The sequence below is a fragment of the Streptomyces sp. R41 genome (assembly GCF_041053055.1).
Lineage (GTDB): Bacteria > Actinomycetota > Actinomycetes > Streptomycetales > Streptomycetaceae > Streptomyces.
Genome location: NZ_CP163443.1, coordinates 1,450,003 through 1,470,651, shown reverse-complemented (window position 1 = coordinate 1,470,651; position 20,649 = coordinate 1,450,003). Strand labels below are relative to the sequence as shown.

At 72.9% G+C, this 20,649-nt stretch carries 16 protein-coding genes; 9 read left to right on the top strand and 7 right to left on the bottom strand.

All coding sequences use genetic code 11. The annotated features are described in order from the left end of the window. Positions 1 to 10 precede the first annotated feature (10 nt). From AB5J53_RS06975 to AB5J53_RS06955, 5 genes are all read left to right on the top strand, one after another. Positions 11 to 589 (top strand): (2Fe-2S)-binding protein, encoded by a 579-nt coding sequence (locus AB5J53_RS06975; RefSeq protein WP_369244737.1) that lies wholly within the window; start codon positions 11 to 13, stop codon positions 587 to 589. Continuing rightward, positions 586 to 1,578 carry a xanthine dehydrogenase family protein subunit M gene (locus tag AB5J53_RS06970; RefSeq protein WP_369244736.1) on the top strand — a complete coding sequence of 331 codons (993 nt, stop codon included), beginning with the start codon at positions 586 to 588 and terminating at the stop codon, positions 1,576 to 1,578. The genes AB5J53_RS06975 and AB5J53_RS06970 overlap by 4 nt, the downstream gene beginning before the upstream one ends. Then, on the top strand, positions 1,575 to 3,698 hold the full coding sequence (locus AB5J53_RS06965; RefSeq protein WP_369244735.1) for a xanthine dehydrogenase family protein molybdopterin-binding subunit: 2,124 nt from the start codon (positions 1,575 to 1,577) through the stop codon (positions 3,696 to 3,698). The genes AB5J53_RS06970 and AB5J53_RS06965 overlap by 4 nt, the downstream gene beginning before the upstream one ends. Continuing rightward, on the top strand, positions 3,691 to 4,875 hold the full coding sequence (locus AB5J53_RS06960; RefSeq protein ID WP_369244734.1) for an XdhC family protein: 1,185 nt from the start codon (positions 3,691 to 3,693) through the stop codon (positions 4,873 to 4,875). Before AB5J53_RS06965 ends, AB5J53_RS06960 begins: the two co-directional genes overlap by 8 nt. Positions 4,876 to 4,943: 68 nt before the next feature. Continuing rightward, positions 4,944 to 5,876 carry an NADP-dependent oxidoreductase gene (locus AB5J53_RS06955; RefSeq protein WP_369244733.1) on the top strand — a complete coding sequence of 311 codons (933 nt, stop codon included), beginning with the start codon at positions 4,944 to 4,946 and terminating at the stop codon, positions 5,874 to 5,876. 165 nt (positions 5,877 to 6,041) lie between these two features. Here the strand turns inward: AB5J53_RS06955 and AB5J53_RS06950 are convergent, their stop codons facing one another. From AB5J53_RS06950 to AB5J53_RS06940, 3 genes are read right to left on the bottom strand one after another with little or no spacing between them, the layout of a single operon-like run. Continuing rightward, positions 6,042 to 9,194, bottom strand: coding sequence for a carboxyl transferase domain-containing protein (locus AB5J53_RS06950; protein ID WP_369244732.1), 3,153 nt, complete (start codon positions 9,192 to 9,194; stop codon positions 6,042 to 6,044). A 30-nt stretch (positions 9,195 to 9,224) separates the two neighbouring features. Continuing rightward, on the bottom strand, positions 9,225 to 9,920 hold the full coding sequence (locus AB5J53_RS06945; protein ID WP_369244731.1) for an HAD family hydrolase: 696 nt from the start codon (positions 9,918 to 9,920) through the stop codon (positions 9,225 to 9,227). A 45-nt stretch (positions 9,921 to 9,965) separates the two neighbouring features. Then, positions 9,966 to 10,442, bottom strand: a complete 477-nt coding sequence (locus tag AB5J53_RS06940) for an Lrp/AsnC family transcriptional regulator (RefSeq protein ID WP_369244730.1) — start codon at positions 10,440 to 10,442, stop codon at positions 9,966 to 9,968. Between the two features lie 240 nt (positions 10,443 to 10,682). On the opposite strand from AB5J53_RS06940, the gene AB5J53_RS06935 reads away from it, so the two are divergent. From AB5J53_RS06935 to AB5J53_RS06925, 3 genes are all read left to right on the top strand, one after another. Beyond that, complete coding sequence (locus AB5J53_RS06935) at positions 10,683 to 12,176, top strand: FUSC family protein (RefSeq protein WP_369244729.1); 1,494 nt, start codon at positions 10,683 to 10,685, stop codon at positions 12,174 to 12,176. Between the two features lie 182 nt (positions 12,177 to 12,358). After that, complete coding sequence (locus tag AB5J53_RS06930; protein WP_369244728.1) at positions 12,359 to 13,732, top strand: nitric oxide synthase oxygenase; 1,374 nt, start codon at positions 12,359 to 12,361, stop codon at positions 13,730 to 13,732. A gap of 114 nt (positions 13,733 to 13,846) precedes the next feature. Continuing rightward, the gene (locus AB5J53_RS06925) at positions 13,847 to 14,893 is read left to right on the top strand and encodes a lactonase family protein (RefSeq protein ID WP_369244727.1); all 1,047 of its coding nucleotides are present in this window, start codon (positions 13,847 to 13,849) and stop codon (positions 14,891 to 14,893) included. Positions 14,894 to 14,979: 86 nt separating this feature from the next. Here the strand turns inward: AB5J53_RS06925 and AB5J53_RS06920 are convergent, their stop codons facing one another. The 4 genes from AB5J53_RS06920 to AB5J53_RS06905 form a co-directional block, all read right to left on the bottom strand. Beyond that, positions 14,980 to 15,903 carry a sirohydrochlorin chelatase gene (locus AB5J53_RS06920; protein WP_369244726.1) on the bottom strand — a complete coding sequence of 308 codons (924 nt, stop codon included), beginning with the start codon at positions 15,901 to 15,903 and terminating at the stop codon, positions 14,980 to 14,982. Positions 15,904 to 16,070: 167 nt separating this feature from the next. Next, on the bottom strand, positions 16,071 to 17,057 hold the full coding sequence (locus AB5J53_RS06915) for an N-acetylglucosamine kinase (RefSeq protein WP_369244725.1): 987 nt from the start codon (positions 17,055 to 17,057) through the stop codon (positions 16,071 to 16,073). Next, the gene (locus AB5J53_RS06910; protein ID WP_369244724.1) at positions 17,054 to 17,731 is read right to left on the bottom strand and encodes a uracil-DNA glycosylase; all 678 of its coding nucleotides are present in this window, start codon (positions 17,729 to 17,731) and stop codon (positions 17,054 to 17,056) included. The genes AB5J53_RS06915 and AB5J53_RS06910 overlap by 4 nt, the downstream gene beginning before the upstream one ends. Before the next feature lie 183 nt (positions 17,732 to 17,914). Further along, on the bottom strand, positions 17,915 to 19,000 hold the full coding sequence (locus AB5J53_RS06905; RefSeq protein ID WP_369244723.1) for a WD40/YVTN/BNR-like repeat-containing protein: 1,086 nt from the start codon (positions 18,998 to 19,000) through the stop codon (positions 17,915 to 17,917). A 272-nt stretch (positions 19,001 to 19,272) separates the two neighbouring features. Here AB5J53_RS06905 and AB5J53_RS06900 point away from each other — a divergent pair, with 272 nt between their 5' ends. Continuing rightward, on the top strand, positions 19,273 to 19,851 hold the full coding sequence (locus AB5J53_RS06900; protein ID WP_369244722.1) for a hypothetical protein: 579 nt from the start codon (positions 19,273 to 19,275) through the stop codon (positions 19,849 to 19,851). Positions 19,852 to 20,649 lie beyond the last annotated feature (798 nt).

Genomic DNA, 20,649 nt, shown 5'->3' with positions numbered 1-20,649 from the left:
AAGGCTGATCATGGCCCCAGCCCCCTCATCCACGTACAGCGCCATCACTTTGAACATCAATGGTGAGAAGTACACGCTGCCCGTCGACCACCGCACCACCCTGCTCGACGCCCTGCGCGAGCAGCTCGATCTGACCGGTACCAAGAAGGGCTGTGACCAGGGACAATGCGGCGCCTGTACGGTGCTGCTCGACGGCCGCAGGACGGTGTCCTGTCTGCAGCTCGCGGTCGCCGCCGAGGGACGCGCGATCACCACCATCGAAGGTGTGGCGGACGGTGAGCGGCTGCATCCGGTGCAGCAGGCGTTCCTCGATCTCGACGGGTACCAGTGCGGTTACTGCACGCCTGGCCAGATCTGTTCGGCCCTCGGGGTGATCGAGGAGCATGCGGCGGGCTGGCCGAGCGCCGTGACCGCCGATGTCCGGCCCGAAGCGGGAGTGCCTCCGCTCACCGCCGAGGAGATTCGCGAGCGGATGAGCGGCAACCTGTGCCGCTGTGGCGCGTATGTGTCGATCGTCCAGGCGGTGGCGCGAGCGGCAGAGGCTCAGGTCGCCGAGGCCGGGGAAGACACCAAGGAGGCGGCGGCATGAGGGAATTCGGCTACGAACGCGTCCTCGACGTCTCCGGCGCGCTCGCGCTGCTCGGCGACGACCCCGACGCGCGCTTCCTCGGCGGGGGCACCAACCTCGTCGATCTGATGAAGGCCGGCGTGGAGAGGCCGACCCGGCTCGTCGACGTACGCGAACTGCCCCTCGACCGGATCGAGTTCACTGCGGACAGTGGTCTGCGTATCGGAGCGACCGTCACCAACAGCGATCTCGCCGCCCATCCCGAAGTACGCCGCCACTACCCGGCCTTGGCGCAGGCCGTCCTGGCCGGAGCCTCCGGTCAGCTGCGCAACATGGCAACGGTCGGCGGGAATCTGCTCCAGCGCACCCGCTGCGGCTACTTCACCGACCTGGCGAAACCCTGCAACAAGCGTTCCCCCGGCAGCGGTTGTCCCGCCATCGAGGGCGAGCACCACAACCACGCCGTCCTCGGAGCCTCCGAGCACTGTGTGGCCACCCACCCCTCGGACATGGCGGTCGCCCTCACCGCCTTCGACGCCGTCGTCTCGTACGAAACGGTGGACGGGCCGGGCGAGTTGCCGCTCGCCGACTTCTATCTGCCCGTAGGCGACACCCCGCACCTGGAGACCGCGCTGCCGCCCGGCGCGCTGATCACCGGCGTCACGCTGCCGCCGGCACCGGTCGCCGCACACTCGCGGTACCGGAAGGTGCGCGAGCGAGCCTCGTACGCCTTCGCCATCGGCTCTATCGCCGCCGCTCTCGACGTCCAGGACGGCGTCGTACGCGAAGTGCGGCTCGCCTTCGGGGCGGTGGCGTCCCGGCCGTGGCGGGCCAGGGAAGCCGAGCGGGCGCTGACCGGTGGTCCGGTGAGCGCCGAGGCGTTCGCCACCGCCGCGGACGCCGAACTGGCGGCCGCCCGACCCCTGCCCCACAACCGATACAAGGTGCCGCTGATGCGCAACCTCGTCGTGGCCGTGCTGACCGAACTCGCCGAGGAGGCCGCCCGATGACCACGTCCACCGGAACCTCCGCGGCGGCGAAGGCTGTCGGCACCGCACACACCCGTGTGGAGGGCCTCGCCAAGGTCACCGGAGCTGCCCGCTACGCCGGGGAGGTCCCGCACCCCGAACTCGCCCACGGCTGGCTGGTGTTGTCCACCGTGGCCCGCGGCCGCGTCCGCTCGGTGCAGGACGCCCCCGTGCTGGGCATGCCCGGCGTTCTGACCGTCCTGCACCACGGGAACGCACCGCGGCTGGAGCCGAACTATACGAACCCGCTCGGACAGCCCGACCCGGCTCTTCAGCTCTTCCAGCACGACCGGATCCCGTACGTCGGCTGGCCGGTGGCGCTGGTCGTCGCCGAAACACCCGAGCAGGCCAGGGAAGCGGCCGAGGCGCTCGTGGTCGAGTACGACGAGGAGCCGCACGACGTCGCGTTCTTCGCGGGGCGCCCGGGGATGTACACACCGGAGGGCTCGGAAGCGCGGAAGGGCGACCTGGAGGCCGAACTCGCGGCGTCCGCCGTGGTCGTGGACGCCGAGTACACCACGCCGGAAGAGCACCACAGCCCGATGGAGCCGCACGCGGCGACGGCGCGCTGGGACGGCGGCCGGCTCGACGTCATCGACTCCAACCAGGGCAGCAAGTTCGTGGCGGACGAGCTCGCGAAGCTGTTCTCGCTCGATCCGGACTCGGTGCGAGTGCGGTCCGAACACGTGGGCGGCGCCTTCGGATCCAAGGGGACCCGCCCGCACTCGGTACTCGCGGTGATGGCGGCGACCGTCCTGCACCGCCCGGTCAGGGTCGTACTGACCCGCCGTCAGATGTTCTCGCTCGTCGGCTACCGAAGTCCCACCGCGCAGCGTGTCAGGCTCGGCGCCGACGCCGACGGGCGGCTGCGTGCGCTGGACCACCAGGCGGAGTGCCTGACCTCGACCGTGTTCGAATTCATCGAGCGCAGCGCCGATTTCGGGCGTCCGGTGTACGACGCGGACGCGCACCACACGGTCACCCGTGCCGTACGGCTCGATGTGCCGACCCCGACCTGGATGCGCGCCCCGGGCGAGGCGCCGGGCTCGTTCGCGCTGGAGTCGGCGTTCGACGAACTCGCCGAGAAGTCCGGCATCGATCCGATCGAGCTGCGCCTGCGCAACGAACCGACCGTGGGCCCCCTGTCCGGGCTGCCGTTCAGCAGCCGCAATCTCCGCGCCTGCTTCGAGGAGGGCGCCCGCAGGTTCGGCTGGGCGGACCGCGATCCGCGTCCCGGGATCCGCCGCGACGGGCGCCGGCTGCTCGGTACCGGCGTGGCCGCGGCCGCGTTCCCCACGCTGTCCGCTCCCTCCACGGCGGCCGTGACGGCGGAGGCGGACGGCACCTTCACCGTACGGGTCACCGCGATGGACATCGGGACCGGCGCGAGGACGGCGCTGACCCAGGTCGCCGCCGACGCGCTGGACGTGGAACCCGGGCGCATCCGGATGCGGATCGCGGACAGCGACTTCGGGCCGGCGATCATCGCCGGCGGCTCGATGGGAACCCGCTCCTGGGCCTGGGCGATCATCGCCGCGGCGCGCGAACTGCGGGAGCGCCTGGTCCCCGGCGGGGCCATTCCGCCCGAGGGGATCACAGCGCGGTCGGACACCTCCGCGGCCATCGGCGCGCTGGCGCAGAAGGAACGGCACACCTTCGGGGCGCAGTTCGCCGAGGTCGCCGTGGACGTCACCACCGGGGAGGTGCGCGTGCGGCGCATGCTCGGCATCTTCGCGGCGGGCCGGATCGTCAACCCGCTCACCGCGCGCGGCCAGTTCATCGGCGCCATGACGTGGGGCCTGTCCATGGCCCTGCACGAGGAGGCGGTCAGAGACCAGGCCTCCGGCGGCCATGTCGGCGCCGACCTCGCGGGCTACCACTTCGCCGCGCACGCCGACGTACCGGCCATCGAGGCGGACTGGGTGGACGACCCGGACCCCGACGACCCGGTCGGGATCAAGGGCATCGGCGAGATCGGAGTCGTCGGGGCCGCGGCGGCGATCGCCAACGCGGTCTGGCACGCGACCGGCGTACGCCACCGGAACCTGCCGATCCGGCCCGATCGCGTCCTGCGGGCGGCCGAGGGAGCCCGGGGTGCTTGACATCGCCGACGAGCTGAACCGGTGGGTCGGGGAGGGCCGGGACTTCGCCGTCGCCACCGTTGTGGCCGTCGGCGGCAGCGCACCGCGCGGTCCCGGCGCCGCCCTCGCCGTCGACAGCCACGGAACGGCCATCGGCTCGGTCTCCGGCGGCTGCGTAGAAGGAGCGGTGTACGACCTGTGCGTCCAGGCCCTCCAAGACGGCGCGACGGTCATCGAACGGTTCGGCTACAGCGACGAGGATGCCTTCGCGGTGGGCCTGACCTGCGGCGGGGTCATCGAGGTGCTGGTCACACCGGTGCGGACGGCCACTTCCGTGCGTACGGACACGCCCGTGTTCACGGCATGGCTGGCCGCCGCTGCCCGGGGTGAGACGGTGGCTCTCGCCCGGGTGGCCCGGGGGCCGGGCGAACTGCTGGGCAGGGCGCTGCTGGTTCACGCCGACGGGTCGTACACGTCGTACGAAGGGGGCCTCGGCGCCTCGTACGACGGCGGTCTCGTCGATCGCTCGGAGCTGGGCCGGAGCGCCGCATCGGGGGCCCGCGCGATGCTGGACGCGGGGCGCACCGGCACCGTCGAGATCGCCGAGGACGGATCGGGCTGCCCGGGCGGCGTGACGCTGTTCGTCGAGTCGAGCGTGCCGCCGCCCAGGATGATCGTCTTCGGTGCCGTGGACTTCGCGGCGGCGCTGGTACGGGCGGGCAAGTTCCTCGGCTACCACGTGACCGTGTGCGACGCCCGTGCCGTCTTCGCCACGCGCGTCCGCTTCCCCGAGGCCGACGACATCGTGATCGACTGGCCGGACCGCTACCTCCGGCGCACCGAGACCGACCACCGCACCGTCCTGTGCGTGCTCACCCACGACGCCAAGTTCGACGTGCCCCTCCTGGAGACGGCGCTGCGCCTGCCGGTCGCCTTCGTCGGCGCGATGGGCTCCCGTCGCACGCACGAGGACCGCAACCGCCGACTGCGCGAAGTGGGGGTCACGGAGCGAGAGCTGGCCCGCCTGCGCTCACCCATCGGCCTCGACCTCGGCGCCCGTACCCCCGAGGAGACCGCCCTGTCGATCGCGGCGGAGATCGTCGCGGCCCGGCGGGGCGGATCGGGCATGCCGCTGACCGGCTCGCGGACGCCGATCCACCACGACCGGGTGACGGTGTCGGCGGCCGCAGTCGGATGACGCATGCCGAATGACGCTGCGCACCGCAGTCTGGAGGTACGGCTGAGGACTCGGAGCTGGAGGTCGATATGAGCACCATGCATGCGGTACGCGGTCACCGTCGCGGCGGGCCGGAGCAGCTGACGTACGAGGTCGCACCGCGTCCCGAGGCGGACGCGGGGGAAGTGCTGCTCGCCGTGCGCTCGGCGTCGATCACGTTGGGTGAGCTGGGCTGGGACGCGACCTGGACCGACAGCTTCGACGGCAGCGGCAGTCCGCGCACGCCGATCATCCCCTCCAAGGAGGTCTCCGGGATCGTCGCCCGGCTGGGACCTGGGGTGACCGACTGGGAGGTTGGCGACGAGCTGTACGGGCTGATCCCGTTCACCAGGGACGGAGCGGCCGCCGAGTACGTCGCCGTCCCCGCGGCCGTGCTGGCCGCCAAGCCGCGGCGGCTCGACCACGACCGTACGGCGGCCCTGCCGCTGGCTGGGCTGACGGCCTGGCAAGGTCTGGTCGGGCACGGCGGGCTGCGCCCCGGCTCCCGCGTGCTGGTGCACGGCGGCTCGGGCGGTGTCGGTTCCGTCGCCGTGCAGCTGGCGGCCGCGCTGGGCGCCTCCGTGATCGCGACGGCCTCCGCCGAGGCCGCGGACTTCGTACGCGAGCTGGGTGCCGAGCAGGTCGTCGACTACCGCACCGAACGCTTCGAGGAGCACGTCAAGGACATGGACCTGGTCTTCGACACCGTCGGCGGCGACACCCAGGACCGCTCCTGGCAGGTGCTGCGCCCGGGTGGTGCGCTGGTGAGCATCGTCGCTCCGCCGGACCCCTCGAAGGTGGGCGGGGTGTTCTTCGTCGTCGAGCCCGACCGGGCCGGCCTCGACGAGCTGACCCGACTGGTCGACGACGGCAAGCTGGTACCGCGGGTCGAGCGCGTGATGCCGCTGGCCGAGACCGCCCAGGCGTACACGGCGCTGGAGGAGGGTCACCGGCTCGGGAAGATCGTGCTCCGGGTGTCGTGAGCGAGGGGGCCTGAGCAGCGCGCGTGAGCGACGGGGCGTGAGCGAGGGTGCCGTGAACGTGGGGCGTGAGCGAGGGTGCCGTGAACGTGGGGCGTGAGCGACGGGGCCTGAGCAGCGGGCGTGAGCGAGGGTGTCGTGAGCCTGGGCGGCGTGCTCGCCGGCGCCTCACCACGTGTCGATGAATGAGCGCCCGCGCTCCTCAGGGAGGTCCGGGCCTCCGTCCAGCGCCGCCAGAATCCACGCGCGCGACTCCGCCGGATCGATCACCGCGTCGATCTCCAGCGCCGACGCCGCGTTGACCGCCTTCCCGTGTTCGTACAGCTCGGCCACTCGCGCCTCGAAGGCCCGCTCGCGCTCCTCGGGATCGGTGATCGCCGCCAGCTCCTTGCGGTAGCCGAGGCGGACCGCGCCCTCCAGGCCCATGCCGCCGAACTCGCCACTCGGCCAGGCGGCGGTGGCCAAGGGGGCGCGGGTGGAGCCGCCCAGCATGGCCATGGCGCCGAGGCCGTACGCCTTGCGCAGGACGAGGCCGACGAGAGGCACGCGGAGGTTCGCGCCGGTCACGAAGAGGCGGGCGAAGTGCCGTACCGTGGCGGTGCGTTCGGCGTCCGGCCCCACCATGAAACCCGGAGTGTCGCAGAGCGAGACGACCGGGAGTCCGAAGGCGTCGCAGAGCTGTAGGAAGCGGGCGGTCTTGTCCGCGGCGTCGCGGTCGACGGCGCCACCCAGGTGGGCGGGGTTGCTGGCGACAAGCCCCAGCGGGCGGCCCTCGATGCGGACGAGGCAGGTCAACACCCCGGTTCCGAAGACCTGTCGGAGCTCCAGCACCGATCCGCTGTCCGCCAGCGTCTCGACGGCGGTGCGCATGTCGTACGCACGACGCCGGTTCTCCGGGACGACATGCCGGAGCAGCCGCTGGTCCGGGGCCTCCCAAGTGGCCTGTGTGCCTTGGAAGTACGACAGGTACTGGCGCGCGACCCGGACCGCCTCCGCCTCGTCGGGCACCGCCAAGTCCACGACCCCGTTGGGTACTTGGACCGACAGCGGACCGACCTCCTCGGGGCGGTACACGCCCAGGCCACCGCCCTCGATCATCGCGGGGCCGCCCATGCCGATCGAGGCGTCCGGAGTCGCGATGACGACGTCGCAGCAGCCGAGCAGCGCCGCGTTGCCCGCGAAGCAGCGGCCGGAGGCGATGCCGACCAGAGGTACGAGGCCGCTGAGCCGTCCCATCCGCTGGAAGGTGGTCACGTCCAGTCCGGCGATGGAGGTGGTGTCCGTGTCTCCCGGGCGACCGCCGCCGCCCTCGGCGAACAGCACGACCGGCAGCCGCCGTTCCTCCGCCAGCGCCAGCATCCGGTCGGTCTTGCGGTGGTTCTGCAGCCCCTGCGTACCCGCGAGCACCGTGTAGTCGTACGACATCGCCACGCACGGCGCGCCGCCCACGCGCCCGGTGCCGGTGACCATGCCGTCCGCCGGAGTCGAACGGATCAAGTCGTCCAGCGTGCGCCGCTGTCGCTGGGCGGCGATCGCCAGGGCGCCGAACTCGGCGAAGGTTCCCTCGTCGCACAGGTCCTGGATGTTCTCGCGGGCGGTGCGACGTCCGATGGCGTGGCGCTTCGCGACGGCCTCGGGGCGGCTCTCGTCCAGGCCGACGGCATGACGGCGCACGGCCTCGGCCAGATCGGGGCGCACGGCGTCCAGGTCCGGCGTCTCGTCGGTGCGCGCCTCGGTGGTCGTGCCGCTTCTCTCGTCCAGCGCCAGCAGAGGACGACCTTCGCCCACCGTGTCGCCGACGCGTGTGTGCAGGGCGCGTACGACACCGGAGACCGGAGCACGTATGACGTGCTCCATCTTCATGGCCTCCAGGACCAGCAACTGCTCCCCGGCGCCCACCGGTTCACCGGGCGCGACCGCGATGGAGACGACCGTGCCGCTCATCGGCGCGGACACCGTCCCCTCGACCAACACGGGCTGGTCGTCTTCAGGCAGCAACTCCGCCAAGTGCTCCTCGACGAAGCCGGTGTGCCGCCAGAACCCAGGTCGGTCAAGAACAGAGCGCAGCAAGGAAATTCCGGTGCGTACGCCCTCGATCTCGAATTCGCCGAGCGCGCGACGGGCACGTTCGCACGCGGCGGCGAAGTCGTGCGGTACATGGGCGATGACCTTGGCGAGCAACGAGTCGAAGCGGACGTCCACTTGGGTCCCGGCACGCATCGCCGTGTCGACGCGCATGCCTGGCCCCGTCGGCACGTCGAATCGCGTGAGGCGCCCGGCCGACGGCCGCACTGTCCCGTCGGCGGACGTGACCTCGGCGTTGACCCGGGTCTGGACGGCGAACCCACGGGGCGCCTGCGGGGGTCCGGCGAGCCCCAGCGCCTCCAGCGTCTCGCCCGCGGCCAGCCGCAGTTGTACGGCGACCAGGTCGACGCCCGTCACCTCCTCGGTGACCGTGTGCTCCACCTGGAGCCGCGGATTGGCCTCGATGAAGTGGAAATCCTCGCCCTGTTCCTGGACGAGGAATTCGAAGGTGCCGAGCCCCGCGTAGCGCGTGGCGCGGGCCATCCGCAGGGCGGCGGACAGCAGCTTTTCCCTTGTGGAATCGGCCAGTTCGGGAGCCGGGGCGATCTCGATCAGCTTCTGGTGGCGCCGCTGGGCGCTGCAGTCCCGCTCCCAGAGGTGCGTGACGGCGCCTGTCGCGTCGCCGACGATCTGCACCTCGATGTGCCGGGCACCCTCCATCAGCCGCTCGACGTACAACTCGCCGCGTCCAAATTCCTGTCGGGCCTCCGAGCGGCACCGTTCCCACGCCTCGGCCAGCTCCCGGTCGGAACGCACCACCCGCACACCGCGTCCGCCGCCCCCGCCGACCGCCTTGATCATCACCGGGCCGCCCGCCAGGAACTCCCGTGCGTCGTCGAGCGTGGTGGCACCGTCCGTCCCCGGCAGGACGGGCACCTCGAGCTCCACGGCGAACGCACGCGCGCGTGCCTTGTCGCCGAACAGGTCCAGGACTTCGGGGGAGGGCCCCACGAAGGTGATCCCGGCCGCGGCGCAGCGCCGAGCGAAGGCGGCGTCCTCGCTCAGAAACCCGTACCCGGGGTGCAGGAACGCGCAGCCGGTGTTCCGTGCGGCGGTCACGAGCGCGTCCGCGTCGAGGTAGTCCTTCAACGGCACGGCCTCGTCGGCCCGTTGGGCATGCGAGTCGTCCCCGTCCGCGTACACGGCCACCGTGCGCAGCCCGAGCTCGGAGGCGGCGCGCAGCACGCGTACGGCGATCTCCCCGCGATTGGCGACGAGTACGGCGGCAGCACCCATGAGCCCCTCTTCCCTGGACGTTGTGGAAGTTCAGGATGCCCGAGCCGAGCTCGCGAGCCAGTCGTAGGCGGACTGCGCGGTGAATTCGGCCTGGCCGCCGCGCAGCAGCAGCCCGGCCGTCGCGAATATGGGGTCGTCGGCCTGCGCGGCGACGTACGGGATCGCGATGCAGCGCATCCCGGCCGTGTGCGCGGCGGCGGCGCCCGGCGCGGCGTCCTCCAGGACCACGCAGTCCGCCGGGGTGGCGCCCAGGCGGCGCGCCGCTTCGAGGAAGACATCGGGGGCGGGCTTGCCCCGCGTGACCTCGTCGGCCGAGACGACGGTCGTCAGATGGGAGGCGAGACCCGTGCCCGCCAGGATCGCCTCGATGGCCTCGGGCGAGGAACCCGAGGCCACGGCCATCGGGACGCCCTCGGCGGCCAGCCGTTCCACGAACTTCCGCATCTCCGGATACACCTGCGTGCAGGCGCGGGCCAGCTCCAGATAGCGGCGGTTCGTGTCGGCGAGCAGGCTGTCGAGCGGGGCCGTCAGGCCGTAGCGCTCCCTCCAGAGCGCGAGCGTCTCCTGGGTGCTGATGCCGACGTACTGCTCGTGGTCGGCCCAGGTGAAGTCCGTGATGCCCTGCCCGGCGAGTGTCTGCCGCCCCGCTTCGAAGTAGTTCGGCTCGCTGTCCACGAGCGTTCCGTCGAGATCGAAGATGACCGAAGTGGCGCCGAGAGTGCTCATGGGGTCAAGGATGCCAAGGGGCCATGGCCGGCCGCGCGTCGCCGGTCAGCTCTTCGAGGCCCGCCCGATCGACTCCACCAGCGGCAGCACCCGGTGCGGGACGCGCTCGCGCAGGGCCACCTCGGAGCGGGTGCGAACGACGCCCGGCAGACTGATCAGTGCCTGGATCACGTCCTCCAGGTGCGCGTTGTCGCGTGCCACGACCCGGGTGATCAGATCGCCGCCGCCGGTGATCGAGAACGCCTCGATGATCTCCGGTACGGCGGCGAGCGCGTCGCCCACGTCGTCGAGATGGCCCTGTGTGACCTCGATGTGCACAAAGGCGAGGACGGGGTGGCCGAGGGCCGCGGGGGACAGGGACGGGCCGCTCCCGGTGATCACGCCGTCCCGCTCCAGCCGGTCGAGGCGGGCCTGGAGGGTGCCGCGGGCGACGCCGAGAATGCGGGCGTACTCGCGCACGCTGGTGCGCGGCTGCTCCAGCAGCAGCCGAAGGATGCGGGTGTCGAGCTTGTCCACGGCCATGGTCCGTTGGCCTCCCTGCCGCGTGAGGGGATCACCTCTGACTGTACCAATGGCTCAGCCATGACCGAGCCTGTTGAGCCATTTCCCGTCTCCCGCTTACCTTGTCTGTATTGATGGCGCTGCGCAGCGCCGGACGGCAAGGACGCCGTACCGGACCCGCGGCGCCATACGCATGTGTCGAGGTCCTCGGACCACGAAGTTCAAGAGCGAAATGGGGGCGGGCCGCCGACGGTGAAGAAGATGTTCATGGCTCCGGATCCGGGACTGTTCCGGCTGCGGGTCTCGCTGCGGGCGGTCCTCGGCATAGGCCTCGCGGTGACTTTGTCCGAGCTGGCCGGGCTCTCACTTCCCGCGTCCATCACGGGCGGGCTCGCGGCGCTCCTCGCGCTGTTCACGGTCGGCGACCCGACCGTGCGCGGCCAGGCCCTCACCACCGCCCTGCTGCCCGTGGTGGGCCTTCCGGTCCTCGCGCTCGCGACCGCCCTGCACGGGATGCCGCCGCTGCGCGACGGGACCTGGCTCGCGGTGATCTTCTGCGGGGTGTACGCCCGCCGCTGGGGTCCGCGCGGGCATGCGCTCGGCATCTTCGCGTTCATGATGTTCTTCACCACGCAGTTCCTGCACGCCGTCCCCGGCCAGCTCCCGCAGCTGTACGCGGCCCTCGCTCTGTCGCTGGCGGCGTCCTCGGTGGTGCGCTTCGGCGCGTGGTGCATCGAGCGGCGCACCCCGCTGCCCGCCGCGCCGGCGCCGGCGCCGCTCGACGGACGCGGGCTCGCGCGCCCCGCGACCCGCCAGGCGTTCCAGGCCACGGCCGCCTGCGCCTTCGCCCTCTCCGCGGGCCAGTTGCTCTCGCACGACCGCTGGTACTGGGCCGTCGGCACCGCCTGGTGGATCTTCGTGAACACCGCCTCGCGCGGAGAGACACTCATCCGCGGCTTCCGGCGCGTCGTCGGCACGGTCACCGGCATCGTGGCCGGCCTGCTGATCGCCGTACCGCTGCACGGTGCCCCGGCACCCACCGCCGCGCTCGTCGCGGTCTGCGTCTTCGGGATCTTCTACACGGCCGCGCCCTCGTACAGCTGGATGATGTTCTTCGTCACCGTGATGGCGGGCCTGCTGTACGGGCTGCTCGGCGTGCTGCACCCCGGGCTGCTCGGCCTCCGGCTCGCCGAGACCGGCGTCGGCGCGCTCGGCGCCGCGCTCGCCGTCGCGCTGATCCTGCCCATCACCACACACGCGGTCACCGACCGGTGGGTCGGGCGGGCGCTGCACGCGGTGCACGGCTGCACCGCGGCGGCGGCCAGGAGGCTCGCCGGCGACGACCGGGCCGACCCCGCGCCGCGCGCGGCGGAGCTCGAAGCACTTCTGGGGCGCGTACGCATGGCGCTCGCGCCCCTGGTGCATCCGCTCAACCCGATGCGGGCGCGCAAGGCCAGGGCCCGCCAGGTCCTCGCCCTGCTCGACGACTGCGCCCGCGAGGCACGCGGTCTCGCGGCCGTCGCCGCCGACCCGGACGCCTCGCACGACGCCCGCCTCACCGCCGCATGCCGACGCGTCGAGACGGCGGTGGAGACCCTGGTCGGCGCCGTGCCGGAACGCGCCCTCACGGCCCATCAGGCCGCCCAGGGCCACCACCCCGGCGCCGAGCAGGCGCTCGCCCACCTCCACGGCCTGGAGCGCGCGCTCGTCGCGCTGGCCACGCCCCTGCGCGGCTCACGGCTGATGAGCGCCTGACGCTTCCGCGCCGAGCGTCTGACGTCGGCGCCTGGACACCAGGTGCCGGAATGAGGCGCTTTTACCGGCCACCTAGAGGGTGGATCACCGCACCTGCCGGGTAACCCCGCGGCTATCAGACGCACGGAACCCGCGGGCCGTGCGGGAGCGGCCCGCGGGCCGATTCGCTTGGGGGTGGCACCATGCGGGACTTCCCTCGCAGAACCGGACGCGCAGAGCGCTGGGCCGACGACGCGGACGCGGGGTGCCCGGCCTTCGGGGGCGAAGGACCGGGCGGCTGGCTGGACCGGGTTCCGGCCGGCCGCGGGCGGGACGGTACGTCCCCCAGGGCACCGTACGCGCAGGTCGGCGCCGACGCCGTGACCCGGACTCCGGGCCTCAGGGGACAGCTGATCGGCGGCGGCACCCCCGCGGCTCACGGCGCGCACCGCTCCGGCCGCGCACCCGCCCCGCACGAACTCCTCCACGCCGCCACCGAGTTCCTCACCCTCCAGCACACCGAGGAGCGCCTCGGCGACCCGGCCCGCCGGATCGCCGCCGTGCGCGCGGAGATCGCGGACACGGGGACGTATCGGCACACCACGGAGGAACTCGTCTTCGGCGCGCGCGTCGCGTGGCGCAACGCCAACCGGTGCATAGGGCGGCTGTACTGGCACTCCTTGTGCGTGCGGGACCGCAGGGACGTGCGGGACCCGGAGGACGTCGCGCAGGCGTCGGCGGACCATCTGCGGGAGGCGACCCGCGACGGCCGGATCCGGGCGCTGATCACGGTCTTCGCGCCCGACGCGCCGGACCGCCCCGGTCCCAGGATCTGGAACGAACAGCTCGTCCGGTACGCGGGCTACGCCCGCCCGGACGGCGGCGTGACCGGCGACCCGCGCAACGCGGGCCTCACCGCGCTCGCCCAGCGGCTCGGCTGGCCCGGCGGCCCGGGCACCCCCTTCGACGTACTGCCGCTGGTGATCCAGGGCGCCGACGACAAGCCCCGCTGGTTCGCGCTGCCGGACGACGCGGTGCTCGAAGTGCAGCTCGCGCACCCCGAGTACACCTGGTGGCGCGCGCTCGGACTGCGCTGGCACGCGGTCCCGGCGCTCGCCAACATGTGCCTGGAGATCGGCGGCGTCTGCTACCCGGCGGCCCCCTTCAACGGCTGGTACATGGGCACGGAGATCGGCGCCCGCAACCTCGCCGACACCGATCGCTACGACCTCCTGCCCTACATCGCCGACCACCTCGGCCTCGACACCCGCACCGACCGCTCCCTGTGGAAGGACCGCGCGCTCGTCGAACTCAACCGCTCCGTCCTGCACTCCTTCGACCGCGCGGGCGTCACGGTCACCGACCACCACACCGAGTCCCGGCGCTTCCTCGCCCACCTCGGCCGCGAGGAGCGCAAGGGCCGCCGGGTCGGCGCGGACTGGTCGTGGATCGTGCCGCCCATCTCCGGCAGCGCCACCCCCGTCTTCCACCGCACGTACGAGGCCGTGGAGCGGCGCCCCGCGTATGTTCACCACCCGGAGGCACTCGAACGGGCGCGGGGCGCGGCCCTGCTCTAGGGTCGGTCGGACACCGCTCCAGGACACCGTCCCCGGACAGCCGTCTTGGTCTAGACCGCCGATCTTCGACTGCTACCGTCGCCCCGAACGGCGCGGGACCGAGAGGGGACAGCAGTGGCAGACGGCGGCAGGCGGCAACAACGGGCGTTCATCGGCTCGTTCACGGCGGCGGGAGGCCTCGGTGTCCTCACCGCGGCCGTGGACCCGGGCAGCGGCGCGCTGACCGTCCTGAGCGCGGTGGACGGCGTTCCCGACCCCGCGTACCTCGCCCTGTCGCCCGAGCGGGACATGCTCTACGCGGTCAGCGAGACGGCCGACGGCGCGGTGGCCGCGTACCGTGTGCGCGGCGACAAGCCGGAACTGACCGGGGCGCCCGTGCCGGTAGGCGGCAGCGGCCCCACGCACCTCAGCGTCTTCGCCGGACACGTCCTGACCGCCAACTACGGCTCCGGCAGCGTCACCGCCGTGCCCGTCCGCCCCGGCGGCGGGCTCGCGGGTGCCGCCTCCAGCGTGCTCCAGCACACCGGCTCGGGCCCGCACACCCCACGCCAGCAGGGGCCGCACGCCCACCAGGTCCAGCCCGACCCGAGCGGCCGCTGGGCGGTCAGCGTCGACCTCGGCACGGACTCCGTACGCGTGTGCGCGCTGGACGGCGGAACGCTCGCGCTGCACCGGGAGATCGCGCTGCGCCCCGGCTCCGGGCCCCGCCACCTCGCCTTCCATCCGCGCGGCGAACACGCGTACGTCCTCAACGAACTCGCGCCCACCGTCACGGTCTGCCGCTGGGACGCCGCCGAGGGCGGGCTGCGTCCGGTCGGCGAGACACCGGTGCTGTCGGGCGTCCCGAAAGGCGACGCGTACCCCTCGGGCATCGTCGTGTCGCCCGACGGCCGCTTCGTATGGACCGCCACACGGGGCCAGGACGTCGTCTCCGTGCTCACGCCCGACGCGGTCGGCGAGGGGCTGCGGCTGATCGCCACGGTGCCCTGCGGCGGCACCTGGCCGCGCGCGCTGGCCCTCGACCCGTCGGGCCGTTACCTGTACGCCGCGAACGAGCGGTCCGGCGACGTGACCTGGTTCGTGGTCGATCCGGACACGGGCATGCCACGACGGGGCGGCTCGGTCGAGGCTCCGGCCGCGTCCTGCGTGGTCTTCGGCTGACCTCGGCCGGCGTCGTACGCCGACGGGGCCCGCTCCTCTCGGAGGAGCGGGCCCCGTCGACGTCCTGGTACTGGTGCGCCGGGCGGCTAGCGGACCGGCGCGCCCTGAGGCTGCTGCGGGGCGATGCCCAGCGCCGTCGTGTACTTGGCCAGCGCGAGCTTGCCGATCGCCGGGTACGGTCCGAGCGCCTCGGCGGCGGAGCAGCCCGCCTCCTTGGCGGCCGCGTCGAGCAGCCCCGCGTCGAGCTCCGGACCGATCAGGTACGGCGCGAGCGCGAGCTGCTGGGAGCCCGAGCCGCGCAGCTGCTCGGCGGTGGCCGCGATCGCGCCCTCCTCGTCGAGCGCCGCCGCCATCACCGGCACGGCGAGCCGCGCGGCGAGCAGCATGCCGGTGATCCCGGCCGCCTGCACGGCCTCCTCGCCGCCCACAGAGGCGAGGATGATGCCGTCCGCGGCGGTCGCCACGGTGAACAGCCGGGCGCGGTCGGCACGGGCCAGACCCGCCTCGGACAGGCGCACATGCAGCGCCTCGGCGAGCAGCGGGTGCGGGCCGAGCACATCGGTCAGATCGGCCGCGACACGGCTGTCCATGACGGCCTGGCGGACCCGGCGCAGCAGCGCGTTGTCCGGGCCGGCGAGCAGCGGCACCACGATGGCGACGGGGCCGTCGGGCTCGGACACGTCCGCTCCGGCGGCGCGGGCCTGCTCGAAGCGCGCGACCCGCTCCTCGGCGGCGTGCGTCAGCACGGACTGCAGCGTGGGGAACTCGGCGTCGTCCCCGTCGAGGTACCCGATCCGGGCGTCGAGGCCGGGGAGCTCGGAGCGCGCGATGCTCACGACCTCCTCGGCGAGGCTGCGCGTGGCCGCGCTGGGGGTGCCCGGCACCGCGAGGACGAGCGCGGGCGCGCCCTCGGGAGCCGCCAGGGGTTCCGGACGGCGGTGCCGCCCGGGCTGGCGGGGTCGCGGCATTCGTACTGGCAGGCCGGACGCGGGCCCAGTGGGGGAGCTCATGGCGCCGCATGTTACTGGCTTCTTGGGCTCCCCTGTTCGGGGAGGGTGCAGGTGAGCGGTATCCGTCCGCTTTTGTCTGATGAGTTACGTAAGGATCAGAAACGATCAGTATGGAGGGACCATCCGTCCGGCGGCGTGCGTCAACTGCACTTGTCCGACAGGGCGGATCAATCCGTCTTTTCAGTCACTACGTACAACATCCGCTGGTCACGAGGGAGTACGAGCTCGCCCTTCGCCAGGTCGACGGCGATGCGCAGGGCGCCGTCCAACGGGTCACCGGCGGCCGGCACCTGCCGGGCGTACGGCAGGTGCCGCGCCAGCTCCTCACGCAGGGGTACGAGGAGGGCGTCACCCATCTTGAACAGACCCCCGGTGGCGGCGACTTGGGCCTCGCCGCCGACCGGGCAGACCGCGGCCGCGGACTCGGCCATGTGCCGGGCGGCCGCGCGCAGGACGTCCGCCGCCACCGGATCGCTCCCGGCGCAGGCGGCCACCTCGGGGGCGAAGGAGGCGAGGACGGCGGGCCGGTCGGTGCGCGGGTACAACGTGCCCGGCAGTTCCGATATCGGGCCGAACATCTCCTCCGCGCGCACCAGCAGCGCCGCCGAGCCGCCCCGGCGCCCGTCGAAGGCCCGCAGGGCCGCCTCGAGACCCGCGCGGCCGATCCATGCCCCGCCGCCGCAGTCGCCGAGCAGATGGCCCCATCCGTCGGCCCTGCGCCAGCTCGTCAGATCGGTGCCGATGGCGATCATGCCGGTGCCCGCGGCGATCACCGCGCCCGGCCGATGGCCGAGCGCACCCGTGTACGCGGTCACCGCGTCGGCGGCCAACGCGAGCCGCCGCACGCCGAGTTCACGCTCCAGCGCCGACGGAAGCTCGGCGCGCAGCTCGTCGCCGAGCGTGGCCAGGCCCGCGGCTCCGATGGCGAAGGCCCCGAGCCCGTCGACCCTTGCCTCGGCCATCAACTGCCGGGCCATCGGCAGCAGTTGCTCCAGCAGATGCCCGGCGTCGATGCCGCGCGGACCCGTGCGGACCGGTTCCTTCGAGGCCAGGGGGGCACCGAAGGCCTCCCCCCGCACGGCGAGCACCGCGCGCAGCCCCGACCCTCCCGAGTCCACGGCCAGCACACCGGGCAGCGCACCGCCGGAGGTCACGGCAGGCGCCAGTCCACCGGCTCGGCTCCCTGCCTGGCCAGCAGGTCGTTGGCGCGGCTGAAGGGGCGGGAGCCGAAGAAGCCGCGGTCCGCCGACATGGGCGAGGGATGCGCGGACTCCACCGAGGGCAGGTCGCCGAGGAGGGGACGCAGATTGCGGGCGTCGCGGCCCCACAGGATCGACACCAGCGGACGCCCTCGCGCGGCCAGCGCCCGGATCGCCTGCTCGGTGACCTCTTCCCAGCCCTTGCCGCGATGCGCCGCCGGGCTGCGCGGAGCCGTGGTGAGCGCCCTGTTGAGCAGGAGCACGCCCTGCTGGGTCCACGGCGTGAGGTCGCCGTTGGACGGCTGGGACAGCCCCAGGTCGGTGTTGAGCTCGCGGAAGATGTTGATAAGGCTGCCGGGCAGCGGACGGACGTCCGGCGCGACCGAGAACGACAGCCCCACCGCGTGTCCCGGCGTCGGATACGGATCCTGCCCGACGATGAGGACGCGTACCTCGTCGAAGGGCTGCTGGAAGGCCCGCAGGACATTCGCCCCCGCCGGGAGATAAGTGCGTCCCGCGGCGATCTCCGCGCGCAGGAAGTCGCCCATCTCGGCGATCCGTCCGGCCACGGGTTCCAGGGCTTTCGCCCAGCCCGGTTCGACGATTTCATGCAACGGTCGTGGTGCCACGGGCGTCACCCTACTGCCGTACAGGCGTCGGAGATCAACCCGGTGGCCGTGGGGCGACCGAGGATGACCGATCCGTTGACGAACCGGCCGGCCCCCGGGACAAGGTGCGCTGTTTCATGCTCCGTTGGAGCCTCCGAATGGTCTGGTGGAGTCCACATGGCGTCTGCCGGCGTCTTCCGGGCCTCAGGCGACGACCGCGGCGCGTACGCACAACACGTCCGGCAGGTGGGAGGCCAGCTGCTGCCAGCTGTCGCCGTCGTCGGCCGACGCGTACACCTCGCCGTTGCGGTTGCCGAAGTACACGCCCGCCGGGTTCGCGCCGTCCGTCCACAGCGCGTCGCGCAGCACCGTGCCGTAGTGATCCTCGGCGGGCAGCCCGGCGCTGAGCGGCTCCCAGCTCTTGCCCGCGTCCGCCGTGCGGAAGACGCGACATCGCCGTTCGGCCGGGACCCGGTCCGCGTCGGCGTTGATCGGGAAGACGTACGCCGTGTCGCCGCGGTGCGGATGCGCGGCGACCGCGAACCCGAAGGTGGACGGCAGCCCCTCGCCGATGTCGGTCCACTGCCCGCCCGCGTCGTCGCTGCGGTACACCCCCCAGTGGTTCTGCAGATACAGCCGGTCCGGATTCGCCGCGTCCCGCGCGACCTTGTGCACGCACTGGCCGAACTCCGGGTTCGGATCCGGCAGGAACACCGCGGAGACACCGGAGTTGGAGGGAGCCCAGCTCGCGCCGCCGTCGTCGGTGCGGAACACCCCGGCCGTGGAGACGGCGACCGTCACGGCTCGCGGGTCGCGCTGGTCGGTGAGGATGGTGTGCAGCCCCTCTCCGCCGCCGCCCGGCACCCACTGTGAGCGGGTGGGGTGCTCCCACAGCGGGCGGACGAGCTCGAAGGACTCGCCCCGGTCCTCCGAGCGGTACAGCGCGGCCGGCTCCGTGCCCGCGTACACCACGTCCGGTTCGGCGGCCGCCGGGTGCAACTGCCACACGCGCTCCAGCGAAGCGCCGGTGTCCTTGGGGAACTTGACGGCGGCCTTGGCCGGTTCGGTCCACGTCCGGCCCAGGTCGTCGGAGTGGAAGACGGACGGGCCCCAGTGCGCGCTGTCCCCTCCGGCCAGCAGCCGCGGCCTCTCGCCCCGGGTGTCGATCGCGACCGAGTACACGGCCTGCGCGTTGAAGTACGGACTCTCGTCGAACTGCCAGGCGCCGCCGCGCCGTCGACCGATGAAGAGCCCCTTGCGAGTGCCTACGGTGAGCAGTACGTCGGCCATGCCGACCACCTCCGCGACGTCGTTGTCTCAGACACGGGCCAGTCTGCACCCAGCCACTGACAGTCACCCCTGCGCGCGGCGTTCACGCAGGTCAGGGCGGTGGTGTCGGGGCCCCGGCCGGGCTTCTCGCAAGGAGTCAGCGGACTCGGCCGCGGGGCGCCGGGGCAGCCGGGGCGCGGGAGTCGCGGGGCACCGCGTGAGCATCGGGTGGGCCGAGCGCGTATGGGAGGGAGATGTGGCGGGTCGGCGCGGTTGTGAGGAGGATGCCATTGATGGCGGCATTCCGTGGTCCGAAGGTGTGGCTGTGGCGGTGGCGGCGCAACCCGCTGCGGCGACGCAGTGATGCCCTGGAGGCCTGGATCGTGCTCGTCGCCTGGGCGCTCACCGTGCTCGGCGGCGTGTTCGCCGGGCTGGCGGCCACGCAGACCGTGGAACACGGTCTCGCCCAGCAGCGCGCCGAGTGGCGCTCCGTCCCGGCCCTGCTCACCGAGGACGCGCCGGACGGGAGCGCCACGGAAACCGGCGGTGACCTCGTGTGGGCGAAGGTGCGCTGGACCGCGGCGGACGGGTCGCCGCACGCGGGCCAGGCGAGGGTGTTCGCCGGCACCACCGCGGGCACCGCGGTAACCGTGTGGACCGACCCCGACGGCCGCCTCGTCACCAGGCCCGCCACCGCCTCCCAGGCCCGGCTGCGGGCCTCCCTGGTCGGCGTCCTGGTCGGCGTGAGCGCCGCGGGCGTGCCCTTCGTCGGAGGACGGCTCCTCCGTGGCCGGCTGGAACGGCGGCGTATGGAGCGGTGGGACGAGGAGTGGGAGCGGGTCGGGCCCCTGTGGGGACGAATGACTAGCTGAGGGGGTGTCCCGTCGTGCGCGCTGGAGCCCGTCGCGGGCCGACCGGGCCCTCGGCAGGGCCGGTCGGCCCGTGCCCGGCCCGGCCTCGCGGCGCGACGCTGAGGGGTGGACGACGGAGAGAAACTTCTGCGGCGGCTTCGCCCACTCCGGCCCGCCGGCCGCCGACCCGGCCTCCGGCCTCGGAGAGCCGCCGCAGAGCGCAAGAGCAGGAGGAAGGGCGCCCGGGAGCATGGAGGGACCGAGGGACCACTTCGGGGCAACGCCTGACCCGGTCGCACGAGGAAACATCGCCGAGGCGCAGGTACCCGGCACGAAGACGGGTACCCGGCCTCTCCCGTGCGGCACATCTGAGCGCCGGCCCGCGCCGTGCCGCACCGCGTCTGCGCGTCCACGGCATCGGACGCGCAGACGTGTCTCCACCCCACGCCCCGGCGGAGCGGGTCTCCGCCCCATGCCTCTCCAGGCCGCATGCCTCGGGCGCACGGGCGTCTCCAGGCCCCATACCTCGGGCGCACGGGCCACCACTCGGCGGGACACCATCAAAAACGGGCCCGCCGTCCTGTTGTTGCCTCCGTTTGGGCAGTGCATCTGATGACCTGCTTCTTTGTCCACATATGAGTGGCTGTATGCAACAGAACAGAGTCGAGCAAGAGCTGGGGTCAGGTCCGCGCCGTTGCCGGACTGGATCAGCACGTGGCCGGGACGTGGGAAGACGATGCACGGGACGACGGCCGCTCCGTCCTCCCCACCGACGCGGGGGGTGTTCCGTGGGGCGGGCTCGGGTCTGTACGGTCAGCG